This is a genomic window from Streptomyces sp. NPDC001599 (assembly GCF_042893535.1).
Taxonomy (GTDB): domain Bacteria; phylum Actinomycetota; class Actinomycetes; order Streptomycetales; family Streptomycetaceae; genus Streptomyces.
Genome location: NZ_JBIAVA010000003.1, coordinates 31,183 through 57,259 on the forward strand (window position 1 = coordinate 31,183; position 26,077 = coordinate 57,259).

At 71.6% G+C, this 26,077-nt stretch carries 19 protein-coding genes and 1 pseudogene; 9 read left to right on the forward strand and 11 right to left on the reverse strand.

Features of this window, described 5'->3' with window-relative positions:
- Window positions 1–44: 44 nt before the first annotated feature.
- The 4 genes from ACFYZ3_RS08940 to ACFYZ3_RS08955 form a co-directional block, all read right to left on the reverse strand.
- Entirely contained in the window at window positions 45–647 is a 603-nt protein-coding gene (locus tag ACFYZ3_RS08940; RefSeq protein ID WP_388514913.1) for an AfsR/SARP family transcriptional regulator, read from the reverse strand.
- Between the two features lie 342 nt (window positions 648–989).
- Window positions 990–1,907, reverse strand: coding sequence for an LLM class flavin-dependent oxidoreductase (locus tag ACFYZ3_RS08945; protein ID WP_388514915.1), 918 nt, complete (start codon window positions 1,905–1,907; stop codon window positions 990–992).
- Between the two features lie 97 nt (window positions 1,908–2,004).
- On the reverse strand, window positions 2,005–2,310 hold the full coding sequence (locus tag ACFYZ3_RS08950; protein ID WP_361015085.1) for an antibiotic biosynthesis monooxygenase: 306 nt from the start codon (window positions 2,308–2,310) through the stop codon (window positions 2,005–2,007).
- Between the two features lie 87 nt (window positions 2,311–2,397).
- Window positions 2,398–3,876, reverse strand: coding sequence for an MFS transporter (locus ACFYZ3_RS08955; RefSeq protein WP_388514916.1), 1,479 nt, complete (start codon window positions 3,874–3,876; stop codon window positions 2,398–2,400).
- A gap of 261 nt (window positions 3,877–4,137) precedes the next feature.
- Between ACFYZ3_RS08955 and ACFYZ3_RS08960 the strand changes: the two genes are divergently transcribed.
- Window positions 4,138–5,442, forward strand: coding sequence for an NDP-hexose 2,3-dehydratase family protein (locus ACFYZ3_RS08960; protein WP_388514918.1), 1,305 nt, complete (start codon window positions 4,138–4,140; stop codon window positions 5,440–5,442).
- The gene (locus ACFYZ3_RS08965) at window positions 5,439–6,419 is read left to right on the forward strand and encodes a Gfo/Idh/MocA family protein (protein WP_388514919.1); all 981 of its coding nucleotides are present in this window, start codon (window positions 5,439–5,441) and stop codon (window positions 6,417–6,419) included. The genes ACFYZ3_RS08960 and ACFYZ3_RS08965 overlap by 4 nt, the downstream gene beginning before the upstream one ends.
- A gap of 6 nt (window positions 6,420–6,425) precedes the next feature.
- Here ACFYZ3_RS08965 and soxR read toward each other — a convergent pair whose 3' ends face one another.
- Window positions 6,426–6,881: a redox-sensitive transcriptional activator SoxR gene (gene soxR / locus ACFYZ3_RS08970; RefSeq protein WP_388514921.1), complete on the reverse strand. Its 456-nt coding sequence runs from the start codon at window positions 6,879–6,881 to the stop codon at window positions 6,426–6,428.
- Between the two features lie 232 nt (window positions 6,882–7,113).
- Here soxR and ACFYZ3_RS08975 point away from each other — a divergent pair, with 232 nt between their 5' ends.
- A complete protein-coding gene (locus ACFYZ3_RS08975) occupies window positions 7,114–8,268 on the forward strand; it encodes an IS701 family transposase (RefSeq protein ID WP_388514922.1) in 1,155 nt (384 codons plus the stop codon).
- A 13-nt stretch (window positions 8,269–8,281) separates the two neighbouring features.
- Here ACFYZ3_RS08975 and ACFYZ3_RS08980 read toward each other — a convergent pair whose 3' ends face one another.
- Window positions 8,282–10,240: a helix-turn-helix domain-containing protein gene (locus ACFYZ3_RS08980; RefSeq protein ID WP_388514924.1), complete on the reverse strand. Its 1,959-nt coding sequence runs from the start codon at window positions 10,238–10,240 to the stop codon at window positions 8,282–8,284.
- Between the two features lie 116 nt (window positions 10,241–10,356).
- On the opposite strand from ACFYZ3_RS08980, the gene ACFYZ3_RS08985 reads away from it, so the two are divergent.
- The 6 genes and pseudogenes from ACFYZ3_RS08985 (at window position 10,357) to ACFYZ3_RS09010 (ending at window position 18,508) form a co-directional block, all read left to right on the forward strand.
- Window positions 10,357–11,124 (forward strand): methyltransferase domain-containing protein, encoded by a 768-nt coding sequence (locus ACFYZ3_RS08985; RefSeq protein ID WP_388514926.1) that lies wholly within the window; start codon window positions 10,357–10,359, stop codon window positions 11,122–11,124.
- 59 nt (window positions 11,125–11,183) lie between these two features.
- A complete protein-coding gene (gene pabB / locus ACFYZ3_RS08990) occupies window positions 11,184–13,298 on the forward strand; it encodes an aminodeoxychorismate synthase component I (protein WP_388514927.1) in 2,115 nt (704 codons plus the stop codon).
- Window positions 13,299–13,711: 413 nt separating this feature from the next.
- Complete coding sequence (locus ACFYZ3_RS08995) at window positions 13,712–13,954, forward strand: hypothetical protein (protein ID WP_388514928.1); 243 nt, start codon at window positions 13,712–13,714, stop codon at window positions 13,952–13,954.
- An 87-nt stretch (window positions 13,955–14,041) separates the two neighbouring features.
- Window positions 14,042–14,589: pseudogene (locus ACFYZ3_RS09000) on the forward strand (carbamate kinase); the annotation flags it as partial.
- Between the two features lie 125 nt (window positions 14,590–14,714).
- Window positions 14,715–15,635, forward strand: coding sequence for a universal stress protein (locus ACFYZ3_RS09005; protein WP_388514930.1), 921 nt, complete (start codon window positions 14,715–14,717; stop codon window positions 15,633–15,635).
- Window positions 15,636–16,123: 488 nt separating this feature from the next.
- Window positions 16,124–18,508 carry a phosphoketolase gene (locus ACFYZ3_RS09010; RefSeq protein ID WP_388514932.1) on the forward strand — a complete coding sequence of 795 codons (2,385 nt, stop codon included), beginning with the start codon at window positions 16,124–16,126 and terminating at the stop codon, window positions 18,506–18,508.
- Between the two features lie 104 nt (window positions 18,509–18,612).
- Here ACFYZ3_RS09010 and ACFYZ3_RS09015 read toward each other — a convergent pair whose 3' ends face one another.
- The 5 genes from ACFYZ3_RS09015 to ppdK all read right to left on the reverse strand — a co-directional run bounded on the left by ACFYZ3_RS09015 (window position 18,613) and on the right by ppdK (window position 26,030).
- Window positions 18,613–19,038 (reverse strand): STAS domain-containing protein, encoded by a 426-nt coding sequence (locus ACFYZ3_RS09015; protein WP_388514933.1) that lies wholly within the window; start codon window positions 19,036–19,038, stop codon window positions 18,613–18,615.
- 158 nt (window positions 19,039–19,196) lie between these two features.
- Window positions 19,197–21,842 (reverse strand): bifunctional acetaldehyde-CoA/alcohol dehydrogenase, encoded by a 2,646-nt coding sequence (adhE, locus tag ACFYZ3_RS09020; protein WP_388514934.1) that lies wholly within the window; start codon window positions 21,840–21,842, stop codon window positions 19,197–19,199.
- Between the two features lie 232 nt (window positions 21,843–22,074).
- Window positions 22,075–22,695 (reverse strand): CBS domain-containing protein, encoded by a 621-nt coding sequence (locus ACFYZ3_RS09025; protein ID WP_388515964.1) that lies wholly within the window; start codon window positions 22,693–22,695, stop codon window positions 22,075–22,077.
- A 117-nt stretch (window positions 22,696–22,812) separates the two neighbouring features.
- Window positions 22,813–23,193: a hypothetical protein gene (locus ACFYZ3_RS09030; RefSeq protein WP_388514935.1), complete on the reverse strand. Its 381-nt coding sequence runs from the start codon at window positions 23,191–23,193 to the stop codon at window positions 22,813–22,815.
- Between the two features lie 134 nt (window positions 23,194–23,327).
- Entirely contained in the window at window positions 23,328–26,030 is a 2,703-nt protein-coding gene (gene ppdK / locus ACFYZ3_RS09035; protein WP_388514936.1) for a pyruvate, phosphate dikinase, read from the reverse strand.
- Window positions 26,031–26,077 lie beyond the last annotated feature (47 nt).

Genomic DNA, 26,077 nt, shown 5'->3' on the forward strand with positions numbered 1-26,077 from the left:
CGGTACCGGCCGGGCCGGTACCGCCCCACCGTGCGACCGGCCGCTCACCGGGACTGGCGGGCCGGGCGCAGGGCGGTGACGCGCTCACGGCCCGGTTGCAGACCGTCGACCAGGTCGGTGTCCAGGCGCGGGTCGCCGGTCAGGATCCCCTCGTGCAACAGGCGTACACGCAGGCACGGTTCGATGCCGAGCTCCTCGTCCAGGACCCGGCGCAACCGGTGGAAGGCCTCCAGTGCCTCCACCTGCCGGCTGGAGCGGTACAGGGCCAGCATGTACTGGGCGGTGAGGTTCTCGTTGAGCGGATGCCGGGCGGACAGCGCGCCCAGCTCGCTCAGGAGCTGATGATGCAGGCCGAGCCGGAGTTCGGCCTCGAAGCACTGCTCCATCATGCCGAGCCGGGTCTCGGTCAGGCTGTCCACCCGCTCGCGCAGATGAGGCCCCGGCGTGACGTCGGCCAGGGCCTCACCCCGCCACAGGGACAGCGCGCCGCGGAAGATCCGGGACACCGCCCGGTCGTCGCCGTTGCGCTGGGCCACCCGGCCCTCCTGCAACAGGCGGGTGAAGCGGGCGAGATCGAGGGCGTCCGGCTCGGTGACGACGCGGTAGCTGCGCGACCCCGTGGCCAGCCGCTGCCGGGCACGCTTCAAGGAGCCGACCGACGGCGCCTGCGCGAGGGACCGTCGTATCTGCAGGATGTACGTCTGAAGTGTGGGCAGCGCACTGGGCGGGGGACTGTTCTCCCATAATTCCTGACTGCACAACTCGGTGGAGACCGGGAGATTCGCATGGAGCAGAAGAAGGGCCAGAAGATGCCGTTGCTTCGGTGCCGTCGGAAGGTATTCGACCCCATCGTCCACGGCGGATATCGGCCCCAAGACACGGAATTCCATTGCTTCCCCTGAACGATTCAGGCAGTCCGGATCCTGCCTTGCGAGTTCCCCACCCTCTGGCAGGATCGTTCGGGGCGCAATGAAGCCCGGAATATTGTGTCAGGTGCCCGGCCGGGCTCCGCCCGTTTGATCCCGCGCGGCGGCGAGCAGCTCCACCTGTTGCTCCCAGACGCCGCCGACCGGGCAGACCACCACGTGCTCGGCCCCGGCCTGCCCGTACGCGTCGATGCGCTCGGCGATCCGCAGCGGCGGTCCCGACACCGCGACCGCGTCGGCCAGTTCGCGGGGAAACCCGAACTGCCCGTGCAGGACATCGACGAGGTCCTGCTGCCCGAGCCCGCCGAGATGACCGTCGAGCGATGCGAACACGGTGACCGCGACGCGGGGCACCGGCCGCCCCGCCGCCGCGCGCAACTCCCGCAGGACGTCCAGGCCCTCGGCGACCGTCTTCGGGGTGACGGCGGCCGGCAGCCAGCCGTCACCGAGTGCCGCGGCGCGGCGCAGCGCGGCGGGCGAACCGCCGCCGATCCACACCGGCGGGGTGGGCACTGCCGGGGCCAGCGTCACCTTCGCCCCGGGCAGGTCCGGCAGATCGGTCGGGCGCCCCGCGAGCAGCGAGGGCAGGGCCCGAAGCGCCTCGTCGGTGCGCCGGGCCCGCTCCGCCACCGGCACACCCGCGGCCTGCCACTCCTGCGCCGGGACGCCGCCGAGCCCGACACCGAGGTGCAGCCGCCCGGGTGCGAGCGCGTGCAGGGTGCCGAGCTGCTTGGCCGTCCACGACAGCCTGCGCAGCGCCAACTGCAGTACGCCGAAGCCGACTTCAAGTCGATCGGTCGCCCCCGCCGCTGCCGCTAGGGCCACGGTGCTCTCCAGGAACGGCGCGCCCGTGGCGAGATGGTCGCTGGCCCACAGCGAGTCGAGCCCGGCCTGTTCGGCGCGCCGGGCCACGTCCTGCGGCGCGGGGAGCGAGCCGTCCCGCGCGGCCAGGGACGAGTACGAGATGCCTGTCTTGACCATGAGGTTCTGGGTCTCCAAGAGGTGTCGGGAGGTCCGGGAGGTCCGGGAGGTCCGGGAGGGCCTGCGGTGTGCCCGCTGAGGGGGTGTGCGCCGAGCGTCACCGCGCGGTGGACGACGCCTCGCCGATGCTGATCACCGCGCAGCGGTGGTGGTCGATGTCGACCATGCCCTTGGTGGCGCCGAAGATCTCCTGGAAGACGGGCTGCGCCGCGCACCGCTCGAACGACTCGCGGTCGGTCCAGGAGGCGAGGCTGAAGTAGACGTCGGGCGAGCGCAGCGAACGCACCAACTCATGGCGGATCAGACCGGGCTGGCGCTCCATGAACTCGCCGCCGCGGCGGTAGATGTCCTCGTAGTCCTCCGTCGATCCGGTGACGGTGATCCGGTTGGCTATCACGTACATGCGTGGCCTCCGAGCTGGCTGGTGACGGGGCAAGGGGAGACGGGCGGGCCCGGTGTCGGGGGATTGCACCGGGCCCGCCCGCCGGTCTCAGACGTGCTGGTTCTCGGCCTCGGGGCTCTGCTCGGGCTGCGGGGCGGAGCCCTTTGCCCGCGGCGCGGAGGAACCCGCGAGCATGGCGAACACCAGGACCGCGCCCAGGGCGCAGACCCCGGCCACCCACCACAGGGCGGTGTGCCAGGCGCTGGTGAAGTGGTCGGCCAGAACGGCGTGCTCGGGCCCGTCCGGAAGGTTTCCGGACGAGATCTCCTTGGCCAGGCGGGCCGAGCCGACCCGGCTCTGGATCAGGCTGACCAGGAGCGAGCCGAAGACGGCGAGGACCAGCGCCTCGGCACCACCGCGGATGGTGTTGAGGAATCCCGCGGCCATGCCGGCCCGCTCGGGTTCGACCTGACTCATGGCCTGGCCGTCGGTGATCCCGAAGGAGATGCCCATGCCGATGCCGATCACGACCAGCGGCCCGAACAGGGTGCCCGCGCCGATCCCGGGCTTCAGGACGGTCAGCCACGCGCTGCCCGCCGCGATCAGCAGCAGCGCGAGCGTCATCAGGACGCGCGGCGGGAAGCCCCGGGTGAGGAGCCAGCCGCCGACCTGCGGGGCGATCAGCACGGGCACGGTCATCAGCAGCATGGTCACGCCGGCGCTGGTCGCCGAGGCGTCGCTCGCGCCCTGGAAGTAGGTCGGCAGGAACGTCAGCGTGCCGACGAAGCCGATCGAGGTGATCAGGGTGCTCACGCACCAGGCCGTGTACCGGCGGTTCCTGACCAGCGTCAGATCGAGGACCGGGTGGTCGCTGCGCCGCTCCACCAGGGCGAAGGCGACGAGCAGGGCGACGCCGAGCAGCAGGGCCACCACGATCAGCGGGTTGCCCCAGCCGCTCTCCGGCCCCTGCACCAGCCCGATCATCACGAGGGCGAGCCCCAGGACGAACGTGACGACACCGGGGACGTCGACCCGCGGCCGCTCACCGGCCCGCGACTCCGCGATCCGGACCGAGCCGAGCAGCACGAAGACCAGGACCACCACGTAGAAGAGGAAGCCGGCGCGCCAGCCGAGGCTGCCCACCAGCCAGCCCGAGAGCGTCGGGCCGAACGCGATGCCGATGCCGACGACCGTGCCCATCGCGGCGAACGCCCGGGTGCGGGCCGCCCCGTCGAACGTGGTGGCGAGGATGGCGCCCGAGCTGGCCAGTACGCCGGCCGCGCCGACACCCGCGACCGCGCGGGACAGGTCGAGCAGCAGGATGTGCGGCGCCAGCGCGCTGACCAGGGACCCCAGGGCGAACAGGCCGCCACCGATGACGAAGACCCGGCGGCGCCCGAACAGGTCGGACAGGGAGCCCGCGACCAGCGTGACCGCCGCGAACAGCAGGTTGTAGACGTTCACCACCCACATGAGGGGGGCACCGGAGGTGTCCAGGTCCTTGCCGATGTCGGGGAGCGCCACCGCGGCCCCGGAGATGGACATGGGGACGACGAGTACACCCAGCAGCACGACGACGAGCGTCATGACGGGACTCGACCCCGGGGGAGATGACTTCGTGTCGGCTGTGCTCATCGGCTTTCCTTCCCCTACGTGACGTGGACAGCGATGAACGTAAAAGGTCAAGTTGGGTTGAGGTCCAGCGCTGCTCCGGCACTTCGTCAGGTCCGCGCGAGCGGCTCAGATCCTCCCCAGCAGGTCTCTAGGACGGTGGGCGAGCCTGGCGGGGACGGTCGCGGCGGCCTCACCGCGACCGGTTCACGACCGGCATCCAAGGAGTGTGCTGCGGTGTTCACGGACCTGGCGGAATTCCACCGGTGGCTCGCGGAACGGCACGAGAAGGGCGAGTACCGGGTGACCCCCGCCCCGCTGGACCGGCTCGACGGGTGGTCCCTCGACCCGGTCACCGGCGATCTGCGTCACGACAGCGGCGGCTTCTTCACCGTGCACGGGCTGGAGGTCACCGGCTCCCAGCGCGAGGTGAGCCACTGGCAGCAACCGGTCATCGACCAGCCGGAACACGGGGTCCTCGGCATCCTCGTCAAGGAGTTCCACGGCGTTCCGCACTGCCTGCTCCAGGCCAAGATGGAACCGGGCAACATCAACACCCTCCAGTTGTCCCCCACCGTGCAGGCCACCCGCAGCAACTACACCCGCGTGCACCGGGGACGGGCCGTGCCCTACCTGGAGCTGTTCATCACCCGCGGCCGCGGCCGGCCGCTCGCCGACGCGCTGCAGAGCGAACAGGGCTCCTGGTTCCTCGCCAAACGCAACCGGAACATCATCGTGCAGATCGACGAGGACATCCCGGTGCTCGAGGACTTCTGCTGGCTCAGCATCGACCAGATCGGCCGGCTCCTCACCGTCCACGACCTGGTCAACATGGACACCCGCACCGTCCTGTCGCATCTGCCGCCCGCGCTGCTGCCCGGCGCCGGACGCTTCCGCGGACCGGCTCCGCGCCCCCTGCCGGAGCTGCTCAACTGGCTGACCCACCACAAGACCGCGGACCGCACCGAACGCCGGTCCCTGCCCCTCGCCAAGACCGAGGGCTGGCGGCTGACCGACGGCGAACTGCGCCACGACCACGACCGGTACTTCCGGATCGTCGGCGTCGACGTGCGGGCCGGCAACCGGGAGGTGACCGGCTGGTCCCAGCCGATGCTGGCACCGCGCGGCGAGGGTGTCATCGCCTTCCTCGTCCGTCACGTCGACGGTGTCGCCCACGTCCTCGTCCAAGCCAGGGCCGAGGCCGGCACACCGGACTGCCTGGAGATCGCGCCCACCGTGCAGTGCAACCCCGCGAACCACGCGCACCAGCCGGGCGTACGCCGCCCCCGCTACCTCGACACCGTCCTCGACGCGCCCCGCGACCGGGTGCTGTTCGACGTGGTCCACTCCGAGGAGGGCGGCCGTTTCCACCACGCCCGCAACCGCTACCTCGCGGTCGACGTCACCGACGACCCGACCGTCACGGAGGTCGACGGCTTCCACTGGACGGCCTGCGGCCGGCTCGCCGAGGTCAACCAGTACGGCGGTCTGCTCAATGTGGAAGCCCGCAACCTGCTCACCTGCCTGGGCTTCGTCGCATGACGGGGCCGAGCGGGCGGGCGCCGGTCCGCCTGGGCGTACTGGGCTGCGCCGAGTTCGCCCTCCGCCGGATGCTGCCGGCCCTGGCGCAGCACCCGGACATCGAGGTGGCGGCCGTCGCCAGCCGCCGCCCGGAGACGGCGCGCGCGACGGCCGCACGCTTCGGCGGCGTCCCGGTGGACGGGTACGAGCGACTGCTCGCCACCGTGGAACTGGACGCCGTGTACGTCCCGCTGCCGAACGCGCTGCACGCCCCCTGGGTGGGGCGCGCCCTGGACACCGGACGGCACGTGCTCGCCGAGAAGCCCCTGACCACCAGCGGCGAGCTCACCCGCGCCGCGGTGCGCCGGGCCGAGGAGAAAGGGCTGGCGCTGGTGGAGAACTTCCTGTTCGTCCACCATCCCCAGCACGCCCGGGTACGGGAACTGGTCAGGGACGACATCGGTCCGCTGCGCCGGATGTCCGCCGAGTTCGCCATCCCCCCACGCCCCGCGCAGGACATCCGCCACCGCCCGGACCTGGGCGGCGGCGCCCTCCTCGACGTGGGCGTCTACCCCCTCCGGACGGCCCAGTACTTTCTGGGGACCGGTCTGGAGGTGGCCGCGGCCACCCTGCGGCACGGCCCGGCCGGCGTGGACGTCGAAGGCTCGGTGGTCCTGCACCGCCCGGCCGACGGCGTGCGCGCCCACCTCTCCTTCGGCATGGACCACGCCTACGCGTCGCGCTACACACTGCGCGGGGCACACGGCACGGTCCGGGTGGACCGGGCGTTCACCCCGCCCGCCGACCACCGTCCGGAGGTGACGCTGGAGCGGGACGCGACCGCGCGCCGCGTCGACCTGCCCGCCGCCGACCAGTGCGCGGCCGCCGTCACCGCGTTCGTGACGGCCGTACGCACCCCGGCGTCCGCGCGAGCAGCCACGGAGTACTCCGTGGACCTGGCCCGCCTCACCGACGAGGTGCGCGCGGCAGCGGGCTGAGGCCCGTCACGGCAGCCGCCGGGCCCCCGGGCCCTGCCGGCTGAGCACGTCGTGCGGGTTGGACAGCGCGCAGTGTTCGAGAGAGAGGCAGCCGCACCCGATGCACTCCGTCAACCTCTGCCGCAGCGCCTGAAGTTGACGGATCCGGGAGTCGAGTTCGGGCTGCCACGACGCGGCGAGCCGAGCCCAGTCCGCGCGGGTGGGCGTGCGCCGCTCGGGCAGCGCCGCGAACGCCTCCCCGATCGCGGTCAGCGAGAGCCCGACGGCCTGCGCGGTCCGGATGACGGCGACCCGGCGCAGGGTGTCCCTGCGGTACCGGCGCTGGTTGCCGCTCGTACGACGGCTGTGGATCAGCCCCTCGGACTCGTAGAAGCGCAGCGCCGACGGCGGCACGCCACTGCGGGCCGACAACTCGCCCATGGTGAGCTCCTTGGACGGCGGCCGGGGTGGAACGGGATCCATCCCCTCACCGTAAGAGCCCATCGGCAGGACGCCGCGGGGATCGTGCGGACTGTGTCAGGTCGCGCGGCACGGAGCACGTCGTCGCAGGTCACCGCCGCCCGCGGTGGCCGGGACCACGTGCCGGGACCCGAAGTAGGTGGTCGGCGTCCCTCCCGCTCGGCGGCCCTTGCGCCGACGGTGGAGGAGGGCGGCCCTCCGGCCGCGCCCCGATCTCACCGTGAGTAGGAGCGTCGTGATCGAATCCGTCGGCCCCGGACCGTCCACCAGGCTCTTCGCTTCCCTGCGCCGCCGTGACCAGCGCACCAAGGCGGAGCTGTACCTGCGCGGACTGCTCGCCACCGAAGGACGCAAGTCGGTGCGGAACATGTCCGCCTCCTTGCAGGGCGCCGGGGACGGCGCCACCGAACAGAGCCTGCACCACTTCATCACCAGCTCCACGTGGGGCTGGCGCCCGGTGCGCGAGGCCCTCGCCGACACGCTCACCGACCGCGTCCCGCACCATGTGTGGGCCGTGCGGGCCCTGCCGATCCCCAAGGCCGGCACCCACTCCGTGGGCGTGGACCGCCTCTACGTCCCCGGCCTCGGCCACTCCATCCACGGCCAGCTCGCCCTCGGCCTCTGGTACGCCGCCGAGGGCCGCACCGCTCCCGTCGACTGGCGCCTCCACCTGCCGGCGAGCTGGCTGGACGACGCGCGGCGCCGGGCCCGCGCGGACATCCCGCCCGCGGCCGTCTTCGAGGACCTCGACGAGTGCGCGGTCGCCCTGGCCGTCGGCCTGCCCGCGCGGACGGGCACCCGGCGGCCGGTGGTCCTCGACCACGTCGCCGCGCGGCCCGAAGCCGTCACCGCGACGCTCGTCCGCGCCGACGTGCCCTTCCTGGCCCGGATCACCGACCGGACCCCGCTGACCGCCGCCGACCCCGCGCTGCCGGGCGCCGGGGCGGGACCGTTGCCCGCGGGCAGGCTCCTGCAGGCGGTGCGCGGCCTGGGCCGCCCGGCGCACTGGCCCGACCCGGCCGGCCGGCCGGGTCGGCGTACCTCCCTGGTGGCCGCGATCCCGGTACGGGCGGGGCGGTCGGCCTGCGGCCACCGGCCGCTCGTGCTGCTCGGCGAGTGGGACGACATCCGCCGCCCGCCGGGCGCACTGTGGCTGGCCAGGGTGCCCGGAGCGAGCGCGGGCGCCCTGCTCGGGATGACGAAACTCGCCGCGCGGGTCGCGCACGACGGGGAGAGCCTCGGCGACCGCGTCGGCCTGCGCGACTTCGAGGGCCGCTCCTTCCCGGGCTGGCACCGGCACATGACGCTGGCCTCCGTCGCGCACGCCTGGTCGACGCCGGAGCCCGCACCCGCCACCGACCTCGGCTACGAGCTTTCGCTGTCCGCCTGAGACCGGGCCGCGCTCACAGGCCCTGACGCCCGGACGGTCGCGACGCCCGGCCCAGCAGAGTGCCCCGGGTCCGGTGCAGGCGGAGCGCCAGCTGGATCTCCAGCGTGCGTTCCGGCGACTGCCAGCCGTCGCCGAGCAGTTCGGTGATCCGGTCGAGCCGGCGCGCGACGGTGTTCGGGTGTATGTGCAGGACGCGGGCGGCCCGCCTGGGGCTCGACCCGGAGGCGAAGTAGACCTCCAGGGTGCGGGCGAACTCCGTGAAGCGCTGCTCGTCGTGGGCCAGCACCGGGCCGAGGATCCCTTCCACATAGGAGGGGACGCTGAGTACGTCCGCCAACAGCACGCCCAGGAAGCCGAGTTCCTGCGGGGTGGCCACGCTCCCGACGCCGCCCAGCTCGGTCAGCGCCGTCAGGCAGCGCTGGGCGTCGGCGAAGAGCCTTGCCACGTCCGGCAGTCCGGTCTGCGGCCCCGCGGCGCCCAGAGTCACCGGCACGCCCAGCAGCGGTGACAGCTCCTTGTGCGCGGCCCGCGCGGCGGCCGCCGCGTCGTCGCCGGGCAGGAGCAGTGCGAGACTCTTCTCCCGCACGCTCTTCAGGCCGCGCTTGCGGTGCGCGTACGACGTCGCCCAGACGGCCGCCCGTTGCAGTGAGCCGCCCTCGGGGCGGGCGATGACCACGACGTAAGGGGTCTCGGGGGTGATGCCGAGCCGGGTCGCCTGCTCCTCCAGTTGCCACCACGGCAGCGCCGAGGACTCCGGCGCGAGCAGCGCCTCGAACAGGTCGTCGCGTGTGCGGCCCTCGGCAAGCGCGGTGCTGCGCTCCCGCAGCAGCGACAGCGCGATCGCCCGCACCGCCACCCGTAACGGGCGGGGCCCGCGCTGCCCGGTGTGGGGGGTGTCCGGCAGGAACAGCACCGTCCCCAGGGGGTCGCCGCCGCCGGTGACCGGCGCGATCCACGCGCCGTCGTCCAGCGGCACCGGCTCGCCCGCCGCCAGCGCGTCGAAGCCCCGCTGGGTGAGCGTCTCCTCCGTGTACGGGGGCAGCTCGCCGTGGGCGGCGAGCTGCTCGCCGCCCAGGTCGCGCACCGCGAGCGCACCTTCGAGCGCGGTGGCGGCCACCTCGACGATGGCGTCCAGTGGGCTGCCGTCGTGCACCAGGGTCAGCAGATGGTCGTAGGCCGCTTCCATCCGCCGGTGCGTGCCGACGATGCCCCAGGCCTGGGCGCAGTCCCTTTCGAGTTCGTCCCGCCGCGCGCCGAGCGACTCGACACGCCGCGCCGTACCGATCGTCGCCGCCGCGAGCGAGGCCAGCGTGGACAGCGAATCGATCTCCAGCGGAGTGAAGCGGCGCACCTGCCGATGGGCGCCGTACAGGGCGCCCGACACTCCGCCCGGCCCCCGGAACGGGACGGCGACCACGGCACGGATCCCCTCCGCGCGCACCACCTGGTCGATCTCGTCGGTGTGCTCGATGGACCGGTCCGCCAGATAGTCGGACGTCGAGAACGGTGCCCCCTTGTCGAGCGCCGCCCGGCCGAGCCCGGACGAGCTGGTGATGCGCAGGCCGATGTTGAGCGCCGTCGCGTCCCCCTCGGAGGCCACCACGGTCAGCGGCCCCTCGACCGCTTCGTGCAGCGCGAGATAGGCCAGATCGGCCCGGAGCAGGCGGCGGGCCCGCTGCGTCGCGGTGCGCAGCGTGCCCTGCACGCTGTCCGCCATCGCCTCGGCCAGGTCCCGTGAGGCGTCGACGAGCGAGACCAGCGTCGCCTCGCGGTCCTGCGACTCGGTGCCCCGGTCGATCAGCGCCGCCGCCAGCGCCGTGGCCTGCTCCAGCTCGTGCAACTGCCGCGGGGAAGCGCCCCGCTCCCGCGCGTCGGTGAGCAGGCCGTCCAGACGGTGTGCCGTTCCTTGTTCCGCCAATGTCGTCAGGACGTCGAGCACGGTGGGAAGTCGCTGGGGCGAGGCCTGTGACATCTGCCTTCTTCTCTGTGGGGGAGGGAGCGGACACAGCGGGTGGTGACGTGAGCACTGTAAGGGCCCGGGGACAGTGTCACGAGACCACCTTTTGCTAAGTCATTACCCTCAGCAGGATGGCAGGCGACATGACGCGGCGGGGGCCGGACGGCGCGGGCCCCACGAACCAGGGGAGGTGCCCATTGGAGGGCGTCTGCAGTTACGAGCGTTCACTGGCGCGCAGCAGGACCGCGCGGCGACGCACCGACCGGCCGGACGTGTTCACCCTGCACGGCCGTGAATGGGATCTGCTGGACGACGTGTTCGCCCCTCCGTTCTCCCCGTCGACCGGCGTCGCCATGGAACTCCTCGGTCTCGCCCCCGGTGGACGGCCGGTGACGCAGGGAGCGTTCCTCGAAGTCGGCTGCGGCACCGGCGTCATCGGCGTCGCCGCGGCACTGACCGGCTGCGACCGCGTCGTCGCCACCGACATCAACCGCAACGCGGTCCGCAACACCGCTCTGAACGCCGTACGGCACGGTGTCTCCGGCCGGGTGCGGGCCGTCCACAGCGACCTGTTCACCGCGCTGCCCGCCGCCGAGCGCTTCGACACCGTGTACTGGCACTCCAACTTCGTCATGGCGCCGCCCGCGTACCGCTACCGGGACGTCCACGAACAGGCCTACGTGGACCCCGGGTACGCGGCGCACCTTCGCTACCTGCGCGAAGCGCCCCACCGGCTGACCGAAGGCGGCCGGGTGCTCCTGCACTTCTCCAGCCGCGGCAACCTGGCGTACCTGCGCCGGTGTCTCGCCGAGGACGGCCGGGAGCTGGCGGTCGTCGACGCGTCGACCGTTCAGGAGGGCCCGGACAGGGTCGAGTACACGCTCCTGGAACTCATCTGACACCGAGCCCTTGTACGGCCGCCCCCGACCACCGTGCCGAACCCTGTGGAGCAGCAGACGTGCGCACGCTCATCGTCGACAACTACGACTCGTTCACTTTCAACCTCGCCCACTACGTCGCCCAGGTCACGGGCACCGAACCCACGGTGATCCGCAACGACGACCCGACCTGGCACCCGAGCCTGCTCGACGCCTACGACAGCGTGATCCTCTCGCCCGGTCCCGGCACCCCCGCGCGCGGCAGCGACGTCGGCATCTGCCGGGACGCCGTCGAGCGGGGCGGCTTGCCGGTGCTCGGTGTCTGCCTCGGCCACCAGGCCATCGCGCTCTGGCACGGCGCCCGTGTCGGCCGGGCCCCCGCCCCGCACCACGGCCGGCTCTCGCCCGTCCTGCACGACGGCACCGACCTGTTCGCCGGACTCACCGCCCCCTTCGCCGCGGTGCGCTACCACTCGCTGGCGGTGACCGACCTTCCCGACGAGCTGGAGGCCACGGCACAGACCCCCGACGGCATCCTGATGGGCCTGCGCCACCGGCACCGCCCGCTGTGGGGTGTGCAGTTCCACCCGGAGTCCATATGCACCGACCACGGCCACGACCTCCTCGCCAACTTCGCCCGCCTGGCCCGCGAGCACCGCGCCCGCCGCAGCCTTCCCTTACGCCCGACCACCGGCCCGGCCCCTGCCGCGGCGCCCCGGAACCCGGACCGAACGGCCACCGCCAAGCGGCAACTGAGGTTGCTGAGCAAACAGTTGAAGACCAAATGGGATGCCGAGGCCGTCTACGACCGCCTCTTCCGGACCAGCCCGTACGCCTTCTGGCTCGACAGCAGCCGCCGGGACGGCGCCACCGGCCGGTTCACGATGATGGGTGACGCCTCGGGCCCCCTGGCACGCGTCGCCACCGCCGATGTCTGGAACGGCACCGTCACCGTCACCTCCGCCACGGGGAGCCACACCGAGAGGGCCGCCTTCCTCGACTGGCTCGACGCCGACCTGCGGAGCCTGAACACGCAACTCCCGCAGCTCCCCGGCGACTTCGCCCTCGGCTGGGTCGGCGCCCTCGGCTACGAACTCAAAGCGGAGTGCGGCGGCCGCAGGGCCCACCGCTCCGAGGAGCCCGACGCCGCCATGATCTTCGCCGACCGGGCGATCGTCATCGACCACCTCATGGGCACCACACACCTGCTGGCCCTCGCGGAGGACGACGACGAGTCGGCGGCCGCCCGATGGCTCGACACCACGGCCGCCCACCTCCAACGACTCGCCGCCGAACCTCCGTTGCTGCCGCCCGCCCCGGACCACGCCCCACCCCTCACCGATGTCACCCTGCGCCACGACCGGGAGGCGTACCTCGCCCTGATCGACCGCTGCCACGAGGAGATCGCGGCCGGCGAGACGTACGAGGTCTGCCTCACCAACATGATCACGGCATCCGGACCGCTCGACCCCTGGCAGGCCTACCGGCGACTGCGCCGCACCAGTCCCGCCCCCTTCGCCGCGCTCCTCTCCTTCGGCCCCGACCTGTCCGTGCTCAGCACGTCTCCCGAGCGCTTCCTGAGGATCTCGGCGGACGGTGTGGCCGAATCCCGGCCGATCAAGGGCACCCGGCCGCGCGGCACCAGCGAGGCCGAGGACCGATCGCTCGTCGCCGACCTGCGCGGCAGCGAGAAGGACCGTGCGGAGAACCTCATGATCGTGGACCTCGTCCGCAACGATCTCGCCCGCACCGCCCGCACCGGCACGGTCACCGCCGACGAGATCTTCCAGATCGAGAGCTACAGCACCGTCCACCAACTGGTCAGCACCGTCAGGGCCCGGCTGCGCGAGGACGCGAGCGCGGTCGACTGCGTGCGCGCCGCCTTCCCCGGCGGCTCCATGACCGGCGCCCCGAAACTGCGCACCATGGAGCTCATCGACGACCTCGAACAGGGCCCGCGCGGCCTCTACTCCGGCGCCCTCGGCTACTTCTCCCTCTCCGGCGCGGCCGACCTGAGCATCGTCATCCGCACTCTCGTGGCCTCCCCCGACCGGGTCCGCTACGGAGTCGGCGGCGCCGTCATCGCCCTGTCCGACGCGGCCGACGAGTTCGAGGAGACCGCGGTGAAGGCCCGCCCGTTGCTCTCTCTGACCCGAGAGGAATTTCCCGGCCGCACCTTGGAGCCGACGCCCTGAGCGGCGCCCGCACCCCGGAGAAGCGGCCCGCGGCTTCTCCGGGCGGCGGGCCGCCGGACCCGGAACGTGAGACTCGACCGCGTCGCGGCCTGCCTGCGATGTACCCCTCCGCGTGAGTCCCGAAGAGCCTGGAGACAGCCGGCCGGACATGCGAGTCGTTGTAGGGTGTCCGGATAGCCCTTGACCTGTGAGAACGCAGGCAGGGAGCCTACCTCTGGGAGTGCCCCGATGTTCCGTACCATGTTCAAGTCCAAGATCTAGTATCTGGACATTCACGCTGGTCAGAGGCGTTATGCGGTCGCTCAGGTCAGCAAGTGGTCAGTATCGGGTGCGGGAGTGTCCTGCCGTGCTGACCCGGGGGCCGCCGCAGCGGGGCTCTGGGCCCGGACGCCTGGCCGCCGTCTGGAAGGTGCGTGACGTGGTTCGTCAGCTCGCTCGCTGTAGGGGTCGTTCTGCAAGGACCGCGGCCGTGCCGGGCCGACGCGGTGCCCGCACCCGTTCACGATCCGTTCCCGCAATGGTCGGGGGAGCAGGTCGAGGAGGGCGGCTTTACCACGCAGGACGATGCGATCGAGCGCTTGACGCAGATCTATGCGGAGAAGACGGCGGTCCGGCTTCCAGCCACACGGATGTACGTGCGCTGGACACCGTCCTGACCATGGTCGACCGGGAAGGCCTCCGCCGTCTATCAGGGCCTGGCCGACTCCCTGCGCTCTTGGACACCTTGGTGCCCAGCACGGATCGCCTCCGAGCGGCCCACCAAGTTCGTCGCCGGGTCTATTCGCGGGAGGTGGCGCACGTCCTCGCCCGCAAGCGCGGCTGGTACATCGCCGAGGACACCACGGGATGGCGCCGCGTCGTCCCGTCCCCAGCGTCGGAGGCCGTCGTGGAGACGGACACCGTCCACGCCATGCCGAGCGGCGAAGGCTGGTCGTCTGCGCCGGCGGCGGAGGCGTCCCCGTCAGGGCCGATCACGACACCGGGGCGCTGACCGGAGTCGAAGCCGTCGTCGACAAGGACTTCACCGCCGTTTCCCTGCTCATCCTCACCGACGTCCCGAACGTGTACGCCGACTTCGGCACGCCTCGCCAGCAGCCCGTGCTCTACGTGGCCCCCCAACTTCGGGACAGGGCCTTCCCCGAGGATTCGATGAAGCCCAACGACCGAGGCCGCTGCCCGGTCCGTGGAACGGACCGGTGGCCTGGCCGCTGTCGGATCCCTCGATGCCGCCTACGCCATCGTCCACGGAACATCGGGGACGTTCGTACGACCCGAACTCCCCATCGGATGACAAGCAGCAGACGGTGCACCGGAGAGTCGGGTTCCGGGACGGTTGGCTCCTGGCCGGGGGCCAGTGGCCTCTGCTGTCGCCGCCTGACGGGACCCAGACTCGAAGCAGACTGAAGGAGGATTTCCATGACCCGCACCATCACCGTCGGACTGGACGGTTCGCCGGCGAGTCTGGCTGCCGCGGACTGGGCCGCGCACGAGGCACAGCTCAGGGACCTGCCTCTGAGGCTCGTGACCGCGTGGGAGTGGCAAGCCCCCGCCTTCGCACCGGCGACCGGACTCGGCGTACCGGTGCCGCCCAGCGACCTCCAGCGGGCATCGGCACAGCACCTGCTGGCCCAGGCGCGCTCCCGCGTCGGCGAGACCCGCCCCGGGCTGCGGATCGACACGGACGAGATCGCCGGTCTGCCCGTCCCGGCTCTGCTGAAGGCCGCCGAGGAGGCCGAACTGCTGGTACTGGGCTCCCGCGGACTGAGCAAGGCGGCGGGATACCTGCTCGGTTCCGTCTCCCATGCCGTCCTGGCCTCGTGCGAGCGGCCCGTCGTCCTCGTCCGGGCTGCCGAGCACAGCGAGGAGGAGGCGACGGCGGAGACCTCGGCACGCGAGGTCTCCGCCGTCTCCGGCCACCGTGACGTCGTCCTGGGCCTGGATCTGCACAAGCCCAATGACGCGGTGATCGCCTACGCGTTCGACGCGGCTTCACGGCGCGCCGCACGCATACGGATCATTCACGGCTGGACGCTGCCGCCCTACTACTACGGCGGTGCGCTCATGCCCGATCTGAACGACGGCATGGTCAAGCAGGTACGGAGCGAACTGTCCGACGTCCTGCGACCGTGGCAGGACAGGTACCCCGCCGTGGAGGTTCACGCGCAGGCCACGATCGGTGGTGCCGGGCGCCACCTGGTCGACGCCTCCTACGACGCCGCACTCGTGGTGGTGGGCAGGCGGAACCGTCGGGCGGCCGTAGGCGCTCATATCGGTCCGGTGACCCAGGCGCTGCTGCATCACGCCGTCGCTCCGGTGGCGGTGATCTCACACGACTGACCGAGAAGGACTGTCCAGGACTGCGAAGGCAACGAGGGAAGCTTTCCCTGTCCGTTCCTCAGCCCGCCTGTACGCGGTGCGTGTGACACGCCGCGTGCGGGCGGACTGGCTGCTCATGCTGGGTCTGCTGCGGATCGGGCCGGCGTTGACGGCGGGGGTGGCGCTGCGTCTGGCGGCCTTCGCGGGGTCGGTGATGACGGCGTTGATGTGGGTGGCGGAGTGGGGCTCTCGCCGCCGGGCAGCTCCCGCAGGTGGTCCTGCACCTCGGACACGCGCCACACGTCCGGGCTCTCCAGGGACTGCGGCTCCATCAGAGGGCGTTCGCGTGAGCCTTCCCCTCTACTCGATCGAACACCGGGCGGCCGCAAGCGGTGTGTACGGAAAGGTCCGGTCGGCCCTGTCGGGTACCCGGTGAACGGGGCAGGGTGAGACGAAAGACCTCGCAGGGCTCTCCGTCGAGCCGACCATCGATCGCAAGGGAACCCAAGATGTACGCCCATTCGCAACAGGTGTCCAGTCCGCTCTCGGACGAGGAATTAAGGAGGCTGGACGCCCATTGGCGTGCAGCGAACTATCTGTCCGTCGGCCAGATCTACCTGATGTCCAATCCTCTGCTCACCGAACCGCTGCGCGCTGAGCACGTCAAGCCGCGGCTGCTCGGTCACTGGGGCACTTCACCCGGCCTCAACCTCGTGTACACACACCTCAACCGACTCATCCGCTCCCGGGGGCTGGAAGCCCTCTGCATCTGGGGGCCCGGTCACGGCGGCCCCGCCGTGGTGGCCAATTCCTGGCTGGAAGGGTCGTACACGGAGACCTACCCGGACATCACCCGGGACGCAGCCGGGATGGCCCGGCTGTTCCGGCAGTTCTCGTTCCCCGGAGGCGTCCCCAGCCACGTGGCCCCGGAGACGCCCGGCTCCATCCACGAGGGCGGGGAACTCGGCTACGCCCTCTCTCACGCCTACGGCGCCGCCTTCGACAACCCCGGCCTGCTGGTCACCTGTGTCATCGGTGACGGTGAGGCGGAGACGGGGCCGCTGGCCGCCTCCTGGCACTCCAACAAGTTCCTGGACCCCGTGCAGGACGGCGCCGTCCTGCCGATCCTGCACCTCAACGGCTACAAGATCGCCAATCCCACCGTGCTGTCCCGGCTTCCGGAGTCCGAACTCGACGAACTCCTCAAGGGATACGGACACGAGCCCATCCACGTCACCGGAGACGAGCCGGCCGCGGTCCACCGCGCGATGGCCCAGGCCATGGACACCGCCGCGGACCGTATCGCCGCTGTTCAGCGCGCCGCCCGCGAGGAAGGGGAGACGGAGCGGCCCCGCTGGCCGATGATCGTTCTGCGTACCCCCAAGGGCTGGACCGGCCCCGCCGAGGTCGACGGCCTTCCCGTGGAAGGGACCTGGCGAGCTCACCAGGTCCCCCTGTCAGCCGTCCGGGACAATCCCGACCACCTGCGGCAGCTCGAGGAATGGCTGCTCTCCTACCGGCTGCAAGAGCTGTTCGACGAGCACGGGGCACCTCGCCCGGATGTCCTGACGTGCGTCCCCGACGGCGCACGCAGGCTGGGATCGAGCCCGCACGCCAACGGCGGCCTGCTGGTGCGCGAACTCCCGCTGCCACCTCTGGGGAGGTTCGCCGTCCCGGTGGACAAGCCGGGCGCGACCCTGCACGAACCCACTCGCGTCCTCGGCGACCTGCTGGAGTACGTCATGCGCGAGACTGCCGACCGACGTGACTTCCGTGTCGTCGGTCCCGACGAGACCGCTTCCAACCGCCTCCAGGCCGTCTACGGTGCCAGCGGCAAGGCATGGCAGGCCTGTACCCTTGAGGTGGACGAGCACCTGGACCGCCACGGCCGGGTGATGGAGATTCTCTCCGAGCACACCTGCCAGGGCTGGCTGGAGGGATACCTTCTCACCGGCCGGCATGGGCTGTTCTCCTGCTACGAAGCGTTCGTCCACATCGTCGACTCGATGGTCAACCAGCACATCAAGTGGCTGCGCGTGACCCGCCGCCTGCCCTGGCGCGCGCCCATCGCCTCCCTCAACTACCTGCTCACCTCCCATGTGTGGCGCCAGGACCACAACGGCTTCTCCCACCAGGACCCCGGCTTCGTCGACCACATCCTCAACAAGAGCCCCGAAGCCGTACGGGTCTATCTGCCGCCGGACGCCAACACCCTGCTCTCCGTCGCCGACCACGTCCTGCGCAGCCGTGACTACGTCAACGTGATCGTCGCCGGCAAACAGCCCTGCTTCGACTGGCTGACCATGGAGGAGGCCCGGGTGCACTGTGCGCGCGGCGCCGGCGTCTGGGACTGGGCCGGCACCGAGGACGGCAGCCGGGAACCCGACGTGGTGCTCGCCTGCGCGGGCGACGTACCCACGCAGGAGGTACTGGCCGCCGCACAGCTGCTGAGGCACCACTTGCCGGAGCTGGCCGTCCGGGTCGTGAACGTCGTCGACATCGCCCGACTGCTGCCGAGCGAGGAACATCCCCACGGAATGAGCGACTTCGAGTACAACGGCCTGTTCACCCCCGACAAGCCGGTCGTCTTCGCCTACCACGGCTACCCCTGGCTGATCCACCGACTGGCCTACCGCCGCACAGGCCACCAGCACCTGCACGTGCGCGGCTACAAGGAAATGGGCACGACCACCACACCGTTCGACATGGTGGTCCGCAACGACCTGGACCGCTACCGGCTGGTCATGGACGTCATCGACCGTGTCCCCGGCCTCGCGGTGCGCGCGGCGGCCGTGCGTCAGGGGATGGAGGACGCCCGGCTGCGCCACCACGCGTACATCCGCGAGCACGGTGTCGATCTGCCCGAGGTGGCCGACTGGACGTGGGACGGCTGACGGGAACCCGAGGGGCCCGGACCGCGGACGTCGGATCCGCTGTCCGGGCCCTGCTGCGTCCGCTCCCTGGGCGAGCGGGGCGCCCGCGGAGAACTGCCCGCCCGTCAGCGAGACCGGCTGAAGCGCCCACTTGGGCGGTCGGCGAAGGCTGGCACGGCGGGTCGGTCGCGGGGCTGGAAACTCAGGGCGTCCGTCAGCGATCTGTAGACATCGAAGGCGCCCGCCAGTCCGGTGCGGCGCACGATGTCGCGTAAGCGGTCGCTGCCGGAGACGAGACGCAGCCTGCCGTGCCGCTCACGGATCCGCGCGCGTGCCCTGCACAGCACTCCCAGCGCGGCGCAGTCCAGGAAGGGCACAGGACGGAGGTCCACGACCAGATCGGGGTGTGGGCATGCGGTGAGGGCGTCCAGCCGGGCCGTGACGATCGGTGTCACGGCGATGTCGAGGTCTCCACGCAGTTCCAGGACGGTCGTGTGGCCGACGGTGTACTCGGAGCGGATCGGGCCGGTGCGGGCGTGCTCGTGCGTCATAGGGACAGCCAAGACCAGGTGCTCGCCGGGCAGTAGGGTCCGATGGCCCATGCGCAGGGGCCCGTGCGACCCCTCGGGACGTCAGTCCCGCCGGGCATGGCGAAGCCGCCGCGCGGAAGCTGTCAGGCTCCCGCGCGGCGGCCTCCGGCACGGTCTGTTCAGCCGTGGTACGCCGTGCGCATCAGCTCCTGCATGTCGTCGAGCATCGGCATGCGCGGGTTGGCCGGCGCGCACTGGTCCTCGTAGGCGTTGAGGGCCTGCTGGGGCAGGGCGTCGAGGAAGGCGCGCTCGTCGACGCCGAGGGCCTGGAACGTCGGCTCTATGCCGACGGCGTCACGGAGCCGCTCGACGGCCGCGGCGAGTGACTCCACGCCCTCGGTAGGAGTGGCCGCGGCCAGTCCGAGGGCGCGGGCGATGTCCTGGAAGCGTTCGGGGGCACGGTAGTTCTCGTACTTGGGCCAGCCGGTCAGCTTCGTCGGGACGGTGCCGTTGTAGCGGATGACACGCGGCAGCAGGACCGCGTTGGTGCGCCCGTGCGCGATGTGGAACGTGGCGCCGAGGGTGTGCGACATGGCATGGACGATGCCCAGGAAGGCGTTGCCGAAGGCCATGCCCGCGATGGTGCCGGCGTTGTGCATCTTCTCCCGGGCCTCCGCGGCGTTGGCACGGTTGTTCACGGCCGCCTCGATGTTTCCGAAGACCAGGCGGATGGCGTGCAGGGCGAGGCCGTCGGTGAAGTCGTTGGCGTAGACGGACACGTACGCCTCGATGGCGTGGGTGAGGGCGTCGAAGCCGCTGTCGGCGGCGAGCGCCGGGGGCAACGCGGTCGTGAGGAGGGGGCCGATGATCGCGACGCTGGGGGTGAGGGCGTAGTCGGCGAGCGGGTACTTCTTGCCGGTCGCGGGGTCGGAGATGACGGCGAACGGGGTGACCTCGGCGCCGGTGCCGGAGGTGGTGGGCACGCAGACCAGGGGGCGGGCCTGCTTGCCGAGGGTGGGGAAGCGGAAGGCGCGCTTGCGGATGTCGGAGAACTTCTGCCGCATGTCCGCGAAGTCGATGCCGGGCTGCTCGTACAGCAGCCACATGACCTTGGCGGCGTCCATGGGGGAGCCACCGCCGAGCGCGATGATCGTGTCGGGGCGGAAGTCCCGCATGAGGTCGGCGCCGTGCTGGACGGAGTCGATGCTGGGTTCGGGCTGGACGTTGCCGATGATCTGGAGGGTGACCGGCTCCCGACGCCGTTGCAGGACGCGGCTGATCCGGTCGACGAATCCGAGGCGGGTCATGGTGGCGTCGGTGACGATGGTGACGCGGTGGACGTCCGGCATGGAGGTCAGGTAGCGGATGGCCTGCGGTTCGAAGTAGATCTTCGGTGGGACTTTGAACCACTGGAGGTTGTTGCGGCGGGTGGAGACCCGCTTGACGTTGAGCAGCTGGGCGGCGGAGACGTTGTTGGACACCGACGTGCTGCCCCAGGAACCGCACCCCAGCGTGAGCGAGGGCAGCAGACCGTTGTAGATGCCGCCGATCGCGCCCTGCGAGGACGGCGAGTTGACGATGATCCGTACCGTCTTCATCCGCATGCCGTACGCCTCCGCCACGGCAGGCTCCTCGGTGTGGATGACGGCGCTGTGGCCCTGGCCGTGGAAGGCGACCATGTCGGCGGCGAGGTCGAACCCGCGGCGCTCGTCCTCGGCGCGCAGTACGGCGAGGACCGGGCAGAGCTTCTCCCGGGTCAGCGGCTCGTCCGGGCCGACCCGTTCGGCCTCGACCAGGATGACCGAGGTGTCTGCCGGCACCGAGAATCCGGCCCGCTCGGCGATCCACGCCGGGCTCTGCCCGACGGCGGCCGCGTTGACCTTGGGTTCGCAGCCGGCGCCCGAACCGCCGGTGGCGGGAAAGAGGAACGACTCCAGCTTCGCCTTCTCCTGAGGGGTGGCCAGATGGGCGTGCAGGGAGCGGAACTCGGTGATCGCGGCGTCGTAGATCTCCGTGTCCAGGATGACGGCCTGCTCGGAGGCGCAGATCATGCCGTTGTCGAACGACTTGGACAGCACGAGGTCGTTGACTGCCCGGCGCAGCTTGGCGCTGCGGTGGACGTAGGCCGGGACGTTGCCGGCACCGACCCCGAGGGCCGGCTTGCCGGCCGAGTAGGCGGCCTTGACCATGGCGTTGCCGCCGGTGGCGAGGATCAGCGAGACGCCCGGGTGATGCATGAGCGTGCGGGTGGCCTCGACGGACGGGGCCTCGATCCACTGCATGCAGTGCTCCGGCGCTCCGGCGGCAATGGCCGCGTCCCGCACGACGCGGGCCGCTTCGGAGCTGCACCGCTGGGCGGACGGGTGGAACGCGAAGATCACCGGGTTGCGGGTCTTCAGCGCCATCAGCGCCTTGAAGACCGTGGTCGAGGTCGGGTTGGTGACGGGGGTGACCGCGGCCACCACGCCCACCGGTTCGGCGATCTCCACCATGTCCTCGATGTCGTCCCGGCCGATGACCCCGACGGTCTTCGTGTGACCCATGCTGTGTGTGACGTGCTCGCACGCGAACATGTTCTTGGCGGCCTTGTCCTCGAAGACCCCGCGCCCCGTCTCCTCGACCGCCAGGCGGGCCAGGGCGGTGTGCTGGTCCAGGGCGGCGACCGACGCCTTCTTGACGATGTGGTCGACCTGTTCCTGGGAGAGGGCCTCGTAGTCGGCGAGAGCCTTGAGGCCGGCCGTGACCAGACGGTCTACGGCGACCGCGGTGTCGGACGGGGCGTCGATCCCGACGCGGTCCTTGGTCCGCACGTCCTGTCGGGTCATGGTGGTGTGCCTCCGTTGTCAGGGACCGCCGTGTTCATGCGGCGGCTCGGGACGGGAGGGACACCGCGGGGGACCGGCGCCCCTCCCTGGCTCCACTCTCCGACGGGTCCCGGTGCCGTGGCAGGCGCCGAAGGGCCCCTCTCGCGTCCGTCCGGCCCGGCGGGGCAGGGACCGTCGGCCCCGGCACGGCCGGCCCGCCCGGCCCGCCGCACGTCGGCGCCGGCCGCTGAGGTCACGGACTCCCGGTCCGGTGGGACGGGGTGGGCGACTCGCGGTCGTCGATGCGGAAGCCCAGGCCGTTCACCACGCCGACCACGCCGTCGAGCCGCCAGACGGCGTGCACGAGTTCCGGCACCTGGCTACGCGCTTCCACCCGGCCGTCGAGGGTGACGACGCCGTCGCGGACAGCGACGCGGACCGCGTCGGACGGCAGCCCCATCGCGGTCACGACGATCTCCTCGGTCACCTGGCGGCGGATGTCGTCGTCCGCGCGCAGGAAGACCCGTAGCAGGTCACGGCGGGTGGCGATGCCGATGAGGCGGTCGGCCTCGTCGACCACGGGCAGTCGCTCGACGCCGCGGCGCTCCATGAGCCGGGCGGCGTCCGGCACGGTCTGCTCGGGGTGCACGGTGATGGCGGGGCTCGACATCACATCGCCCGCCGTCACGGACGGCGGCGGAGCGGGGCCGTCCCGGTGCGCCTGGTTGCGTACGAGGTCGCTGCCGGACAGGACGCCGAGGACCTTGTCGTCGGCGTCGACCACCGGCAGTCCGCTGATCCGGTGGTGGTCGAGCAACCGGACGACCTCTTTGAACGGTGTCGTCCGGCGGGCGTGGACGACGTCCGTGGTCATTACCTCGCCGACGATGTGAGCGGTCACGGCGGATCTCCTTCACGAGCGCGGGCGGGGAGAGCCGGAGCCCGGTTCGGCTCCGGCTCCCCGCCAGGTCGGGCGGGCGCCGTGTGGCGCCTACTTCTGCGGGCCGCCGCGCCACGGGGGCGGGGCGGCCGTCCGGCGGGTGGTGTCGCTTCGGTGGGTGACGCGTTCGGCGGCGGAGCGCAGCCGGTCGTGGAGCCGGTCGGCGAGTTCGCGGGCGCTCGCCTCGCGCGCGTGGACGACGACGAAGTCGCTGCCGACCCGGATGTCGGTGCGGGCGGACCAGGGCAGTTCGACGTGGTGGGCCGATGCCCGCCGTACGCGCACCTCACCGTTCACGGGCGGCAGGCCGGGCCGGTCCAGAGCGGCGGCGACCTTCTCGTGGAGGTAGGCGAGAGACTCCTCGTCCACCTCGCCGTCGGCGCGGACCAGCACGGCGGCGGTCTCACGGGCATCGATGTCCTTGGCGGTCATGTGTTCCACTCCCTGTGATCGTTCTGCGTCGCCTCAAGCCTGCTGCGCCGGTCGCTCCCGTCCCAGGGGCGACCGGCCCTGGAGGGCGGAGCGGCCGGTCCCTGGCACGAGGGCCGAGCGGCCCCGCCCGCGGTTCACCTGCTGTCGCTCCCCTCGGTCTCCTCCAGCGCCGCCCGCCCCGCCTCCAGCCGCGCCACCGGCACCCGGAACGGCGAGCAGGAGACGTAGTCCAGTCCGGCGGTGTGGAAGAAGTGCACCGAGTCGGGGTCGCCGCCGTGCTCACCGCACACCCCGATCTTGAGGTCCGGGCGGGTGGCGCGGCCCTCGGCGACCGCGATGTTCACCAGTCGGCCGACCCCCTCGCGGTCGAGCGCCTCGAAGGGGGAGGTGGAGAAGACGCCCTTGTCCAGGTAGGCGGAGAAGAATTCCGCCTCGACGTCGTCGCGGGAGAAGCCCCAGGTCGTCTGGGTCAGGTCATTGGTGCCGAAGGAGAAGAACTCGGCTTCCTCGGCGATCCGGCCCGCCGTCAGGGCGGCCCTGGGCAACTCGATCATGGTGCCGACCGGGCAGTCGAGGACGACTCCGGCCGCCCGTGAGATCTCGGCCAGCACCCGCTGGACCTCCGCGCACACGAGGCGTAGTTCACGGACGTCACCGACGAGCGGGACCATGATCTCCGCCTGGGGTGCGCCACCGGCCGACAGGCGCTCGGTCACGGCCTCACCGATCGCCCGGACCTGCATGGCGACCAGGCCGGGCACGACCAGGCCCAGGCGTACGCCGCGCAGCCCGAGCATCGGGTTCTCCTCGTGCATGCGGTTCACCGCGCCGAGCAGTGCGACGTCGTGCGCATCCGGCTCCTCGCCACGGGCCTGAGCGGTGGCGATCCGCACCGCCAGTTCGGTGTGGTCGGGCAGAAATTCGTGCAGGGGCGGGTCCAGCAGCCGGATGGTGACCGGCAGACCGTCCATGGCCTCCAGGATGCCGACGAAGTCCCGCCGCTGCAGCGGCAGGAGGTCCGCCAGGGCCCGGTCGCGCTCGGCGTCCGTGCCGGCCAGGATCATCTGCTCGACCAGCTTGCGGCGGTCACCGAGGAACATGTGCTCGGTGCGGCACAGGCCGATGCCCTGCGCTCCGAACCGGCGGGCCCGGACGGCGTCCTCCGGGGTGTCGGCGTTGGCCCGCACCTCCAGCCGCCGCACGGTGTCGGCGCGGGCCAGCGCCCGGGCCACCGCGTCGACCACGTCCACGCCCTGCGAGCCACCGCCGCCCCGGCCGTCCTCCAGATACCGGATCACCGCCGAGTCCACCAACGGCACCGAACCGGCGTACACCGCTCCGGCGGAGCCGTCCACCGAGACGACGGTGCCCTCCTCGACCACGGTGCCGTCCGCGGCGGTGAAGCGCCGGGCCTCGGTGTCCACGGTGAGCTCCTCGGCGCCGCACACGCAGACCTTGCCCATGCCGCGGGCGACCACGGCCGCGTGGCTGGTCTTGCCACCCCGGCTGGTGAGGACCGCCTGAGCGGCGATCATGCCGGGCAGGTCGTCCGGGGTGGTCTCCTGACGGACCAGGACCACCTTCTCGCCATCCGCGGCGCGGCGCACCGCCTGGGCGGAGTCGAAGACCACGGTCCCGGCCGCCGCGCCGGGAGAGGCAGGGACGCCGTGGGCGAGTGCGGTACCGGTCGCGGAGGCGTCGAAGCGTGGGAACATCAGCCGGGCCAGGCCCTCGCCGCTCACCCGGGCCAGCGCCTCGTCCGGGGTGATGAGTCCTTCGTCGGCCAGCTCGGCGGCGAGAACGAAGGCGGCCTCGGCGGTGCGCTTGCCGACCCGGGTCTGGAGCATCCACAGGGTGCCGCGTTCGATGGTGAACTCGATGTCGCACAGATCTCGGTAGTGGCGTTCCAGGGTGCGCATGTGCGTGCGCAGCCCGTCGTAGGACCTGGCGTCCAGGCGCTTCAGCTCGGCCAGCGGCACGGTGTTGCGGATGCCGGCGACGACGTCCTCGCCCTGCGCGTCGGGCAGGTAGTCGCCGTACAGGCCGGAGCGACCGGTGGCCGGGTCGCGGGTGAAGGCGACGCCACTGCCGGAGTCGGCCCCGAGGTTGCCGAAGACCATGCGCTGGACGTTGACGGCGGTACCCAGGTCGTCGGCGATGTGCTCGCGGCGCCGGTACAGCCGGGCGCGTTCGCCGTTCCAGGACTCGAATACGGCCAGGATTGCCCGGCGCAGCTGCTCGGCGGGGGACTGGGGGAAGTGGTCACCTGTCTCCAGGTGGATCAGGTTCTTGTACGTCTCGACCAGCTCGGCCAGGTCGGATGCCGTCAGGTGCACATCGTCCTGGACGCCGCGCAGGTCCTTGAGAAGGGCGAGGGACCGCTCGAAGCGGGAGGAGTCGACGCCCATGACCGTGCTGCCGAACATCTGGACGAGGCGGCGGTAGGAGTCCCAGGCGAAGCGTTCGTTGCCGGAGACCTTGGCAAGCCCGAGGACGGAGTCGTCGTTGAGGCCGATGTCGAGGATCGTCTCCATCATGCCGGGCATGGAGAACTTCGCGCCGGAGCGGACGGACAGCAGCAGCGGGTCGTCCGGCTGCCCCAGCGAACGGCCGGCGGAGGCTTCGAGGCCCGCCAGGTGCGCGGAGACCTCCTCCCACAGGCCCGCGGGTTCGCTGCCCGTCTCCAGGAAGGCGCGGCACGCCTCGGTGGTGACGGTGAATCCCGGCGGTACGGGGAGCCCGAGCCGGGTCATCTCCGCCAGGTTCGATCCCTTGCCGCCGAGGAGATCGGCCATGTCACGGCCGCACTCGGTGAAGTCGTACACGTAACGGACCATGACGCTGCGCTCCTCAAGCGTTGGGGCGTAATGATTCCAGCGTCGGA

Coding starts and splice junctions, on each gene's coding strand:
- ACFYZ3_RS08985 (WP_388514926.1), top strand. CDS start 10,357: ATGGCAGGCGACATGACGCGGCGGGGGCCGGACGGCGCGGGCCCCACG.
- ACFYZ3_RS09010 (WP_388514932.1), top strand. CDS start 16,124: ATGTACGCCCATTCGCAACAGGTGTCCAGTCCGCTCTCGGACGAGGAA.
- adhE (WP_388514934.1), bottom strand. CDS start 21,842: ATGACCCGACAGGACGTGCGGACCAAGGACCGCGTCGGGATCGACGCC.
- ACFYZ3_RS09015 (WP_388514933.1), bottom strand. CDS start 19,038: ATGACGCACGAGCACGCCCGCACCGGCCCGATCCGCTCCGAGTACACC.
- ppdK (WP_388514936.1), bottom strand. CDS start 26,030: ATGGTCCGTTACGTGTACGACTTCACCGAGTGCGGCCGTGACATGGCC.
- ACFYZ3_RS09030 (WP_388514935.1), bottom strand. CDS start 23,193: ATGACCGCCAAGGACATCGATGCCCGTGAGACCGCCGCCGTGCTGGTC.
- ACFYZ3_RS09025 (WP_388515964.1), bottom strand. CDS start 22,695: ATGACCACGGACGTCGTCCACGCCCGCCGGACGACACCGTTCAAAGAG.
- ACFYZ3_RS08965 (WP_388514919.1), top strand. CDS start 5,439: ATGACGGGGCCGAGCGGGCGGGCGCCGGTCCGCCTGGGCGTACTGGGC.
- ACFYZ3_RS08945 (WP_388514915.1), bottom strand. CDS start 1,907: ATGGTCAAGACAGGCATCTCGTACTCGTCCCTGGCCGCGCGGGACGGC.
- soxR (WP_388514921.1), bottom strand. CDS start 6,881: ATGGATCCCGTTCCACCCCGGCCGCCGTCCAAGGAGCTCACCATGGGC.
- ACFYZ3_RS09005 (WP_388514930.1), top strand. CDS start 14,715: ATGACCCGCACCATCACCGTCGGACTGGACGGTTCGCCGGCGAGTCTG.
- ACFYZ3_RS08955 (WP_388514916.1), bottom strand. CDS start 3,876: ATGACGCTCGTCGTCGTGCTGCTGGGTGTACTCGTCGTCCCCATGTCC.
- ACFYZ3_RS08980 (WP_388514924.1), bottom strand. CDS start 10,240: ATGTCACAGGCCTCGCCCCAGCGACTTCCCACCGTGCTCGACGTCCTG.
- ACFYZ3_RS08950 (WP_361015085.1), bottom strand. CDS start 2,310: ATGTACGTGATAGCCAACCGGATCACCGTCACCGGATCGACGGAGGAC.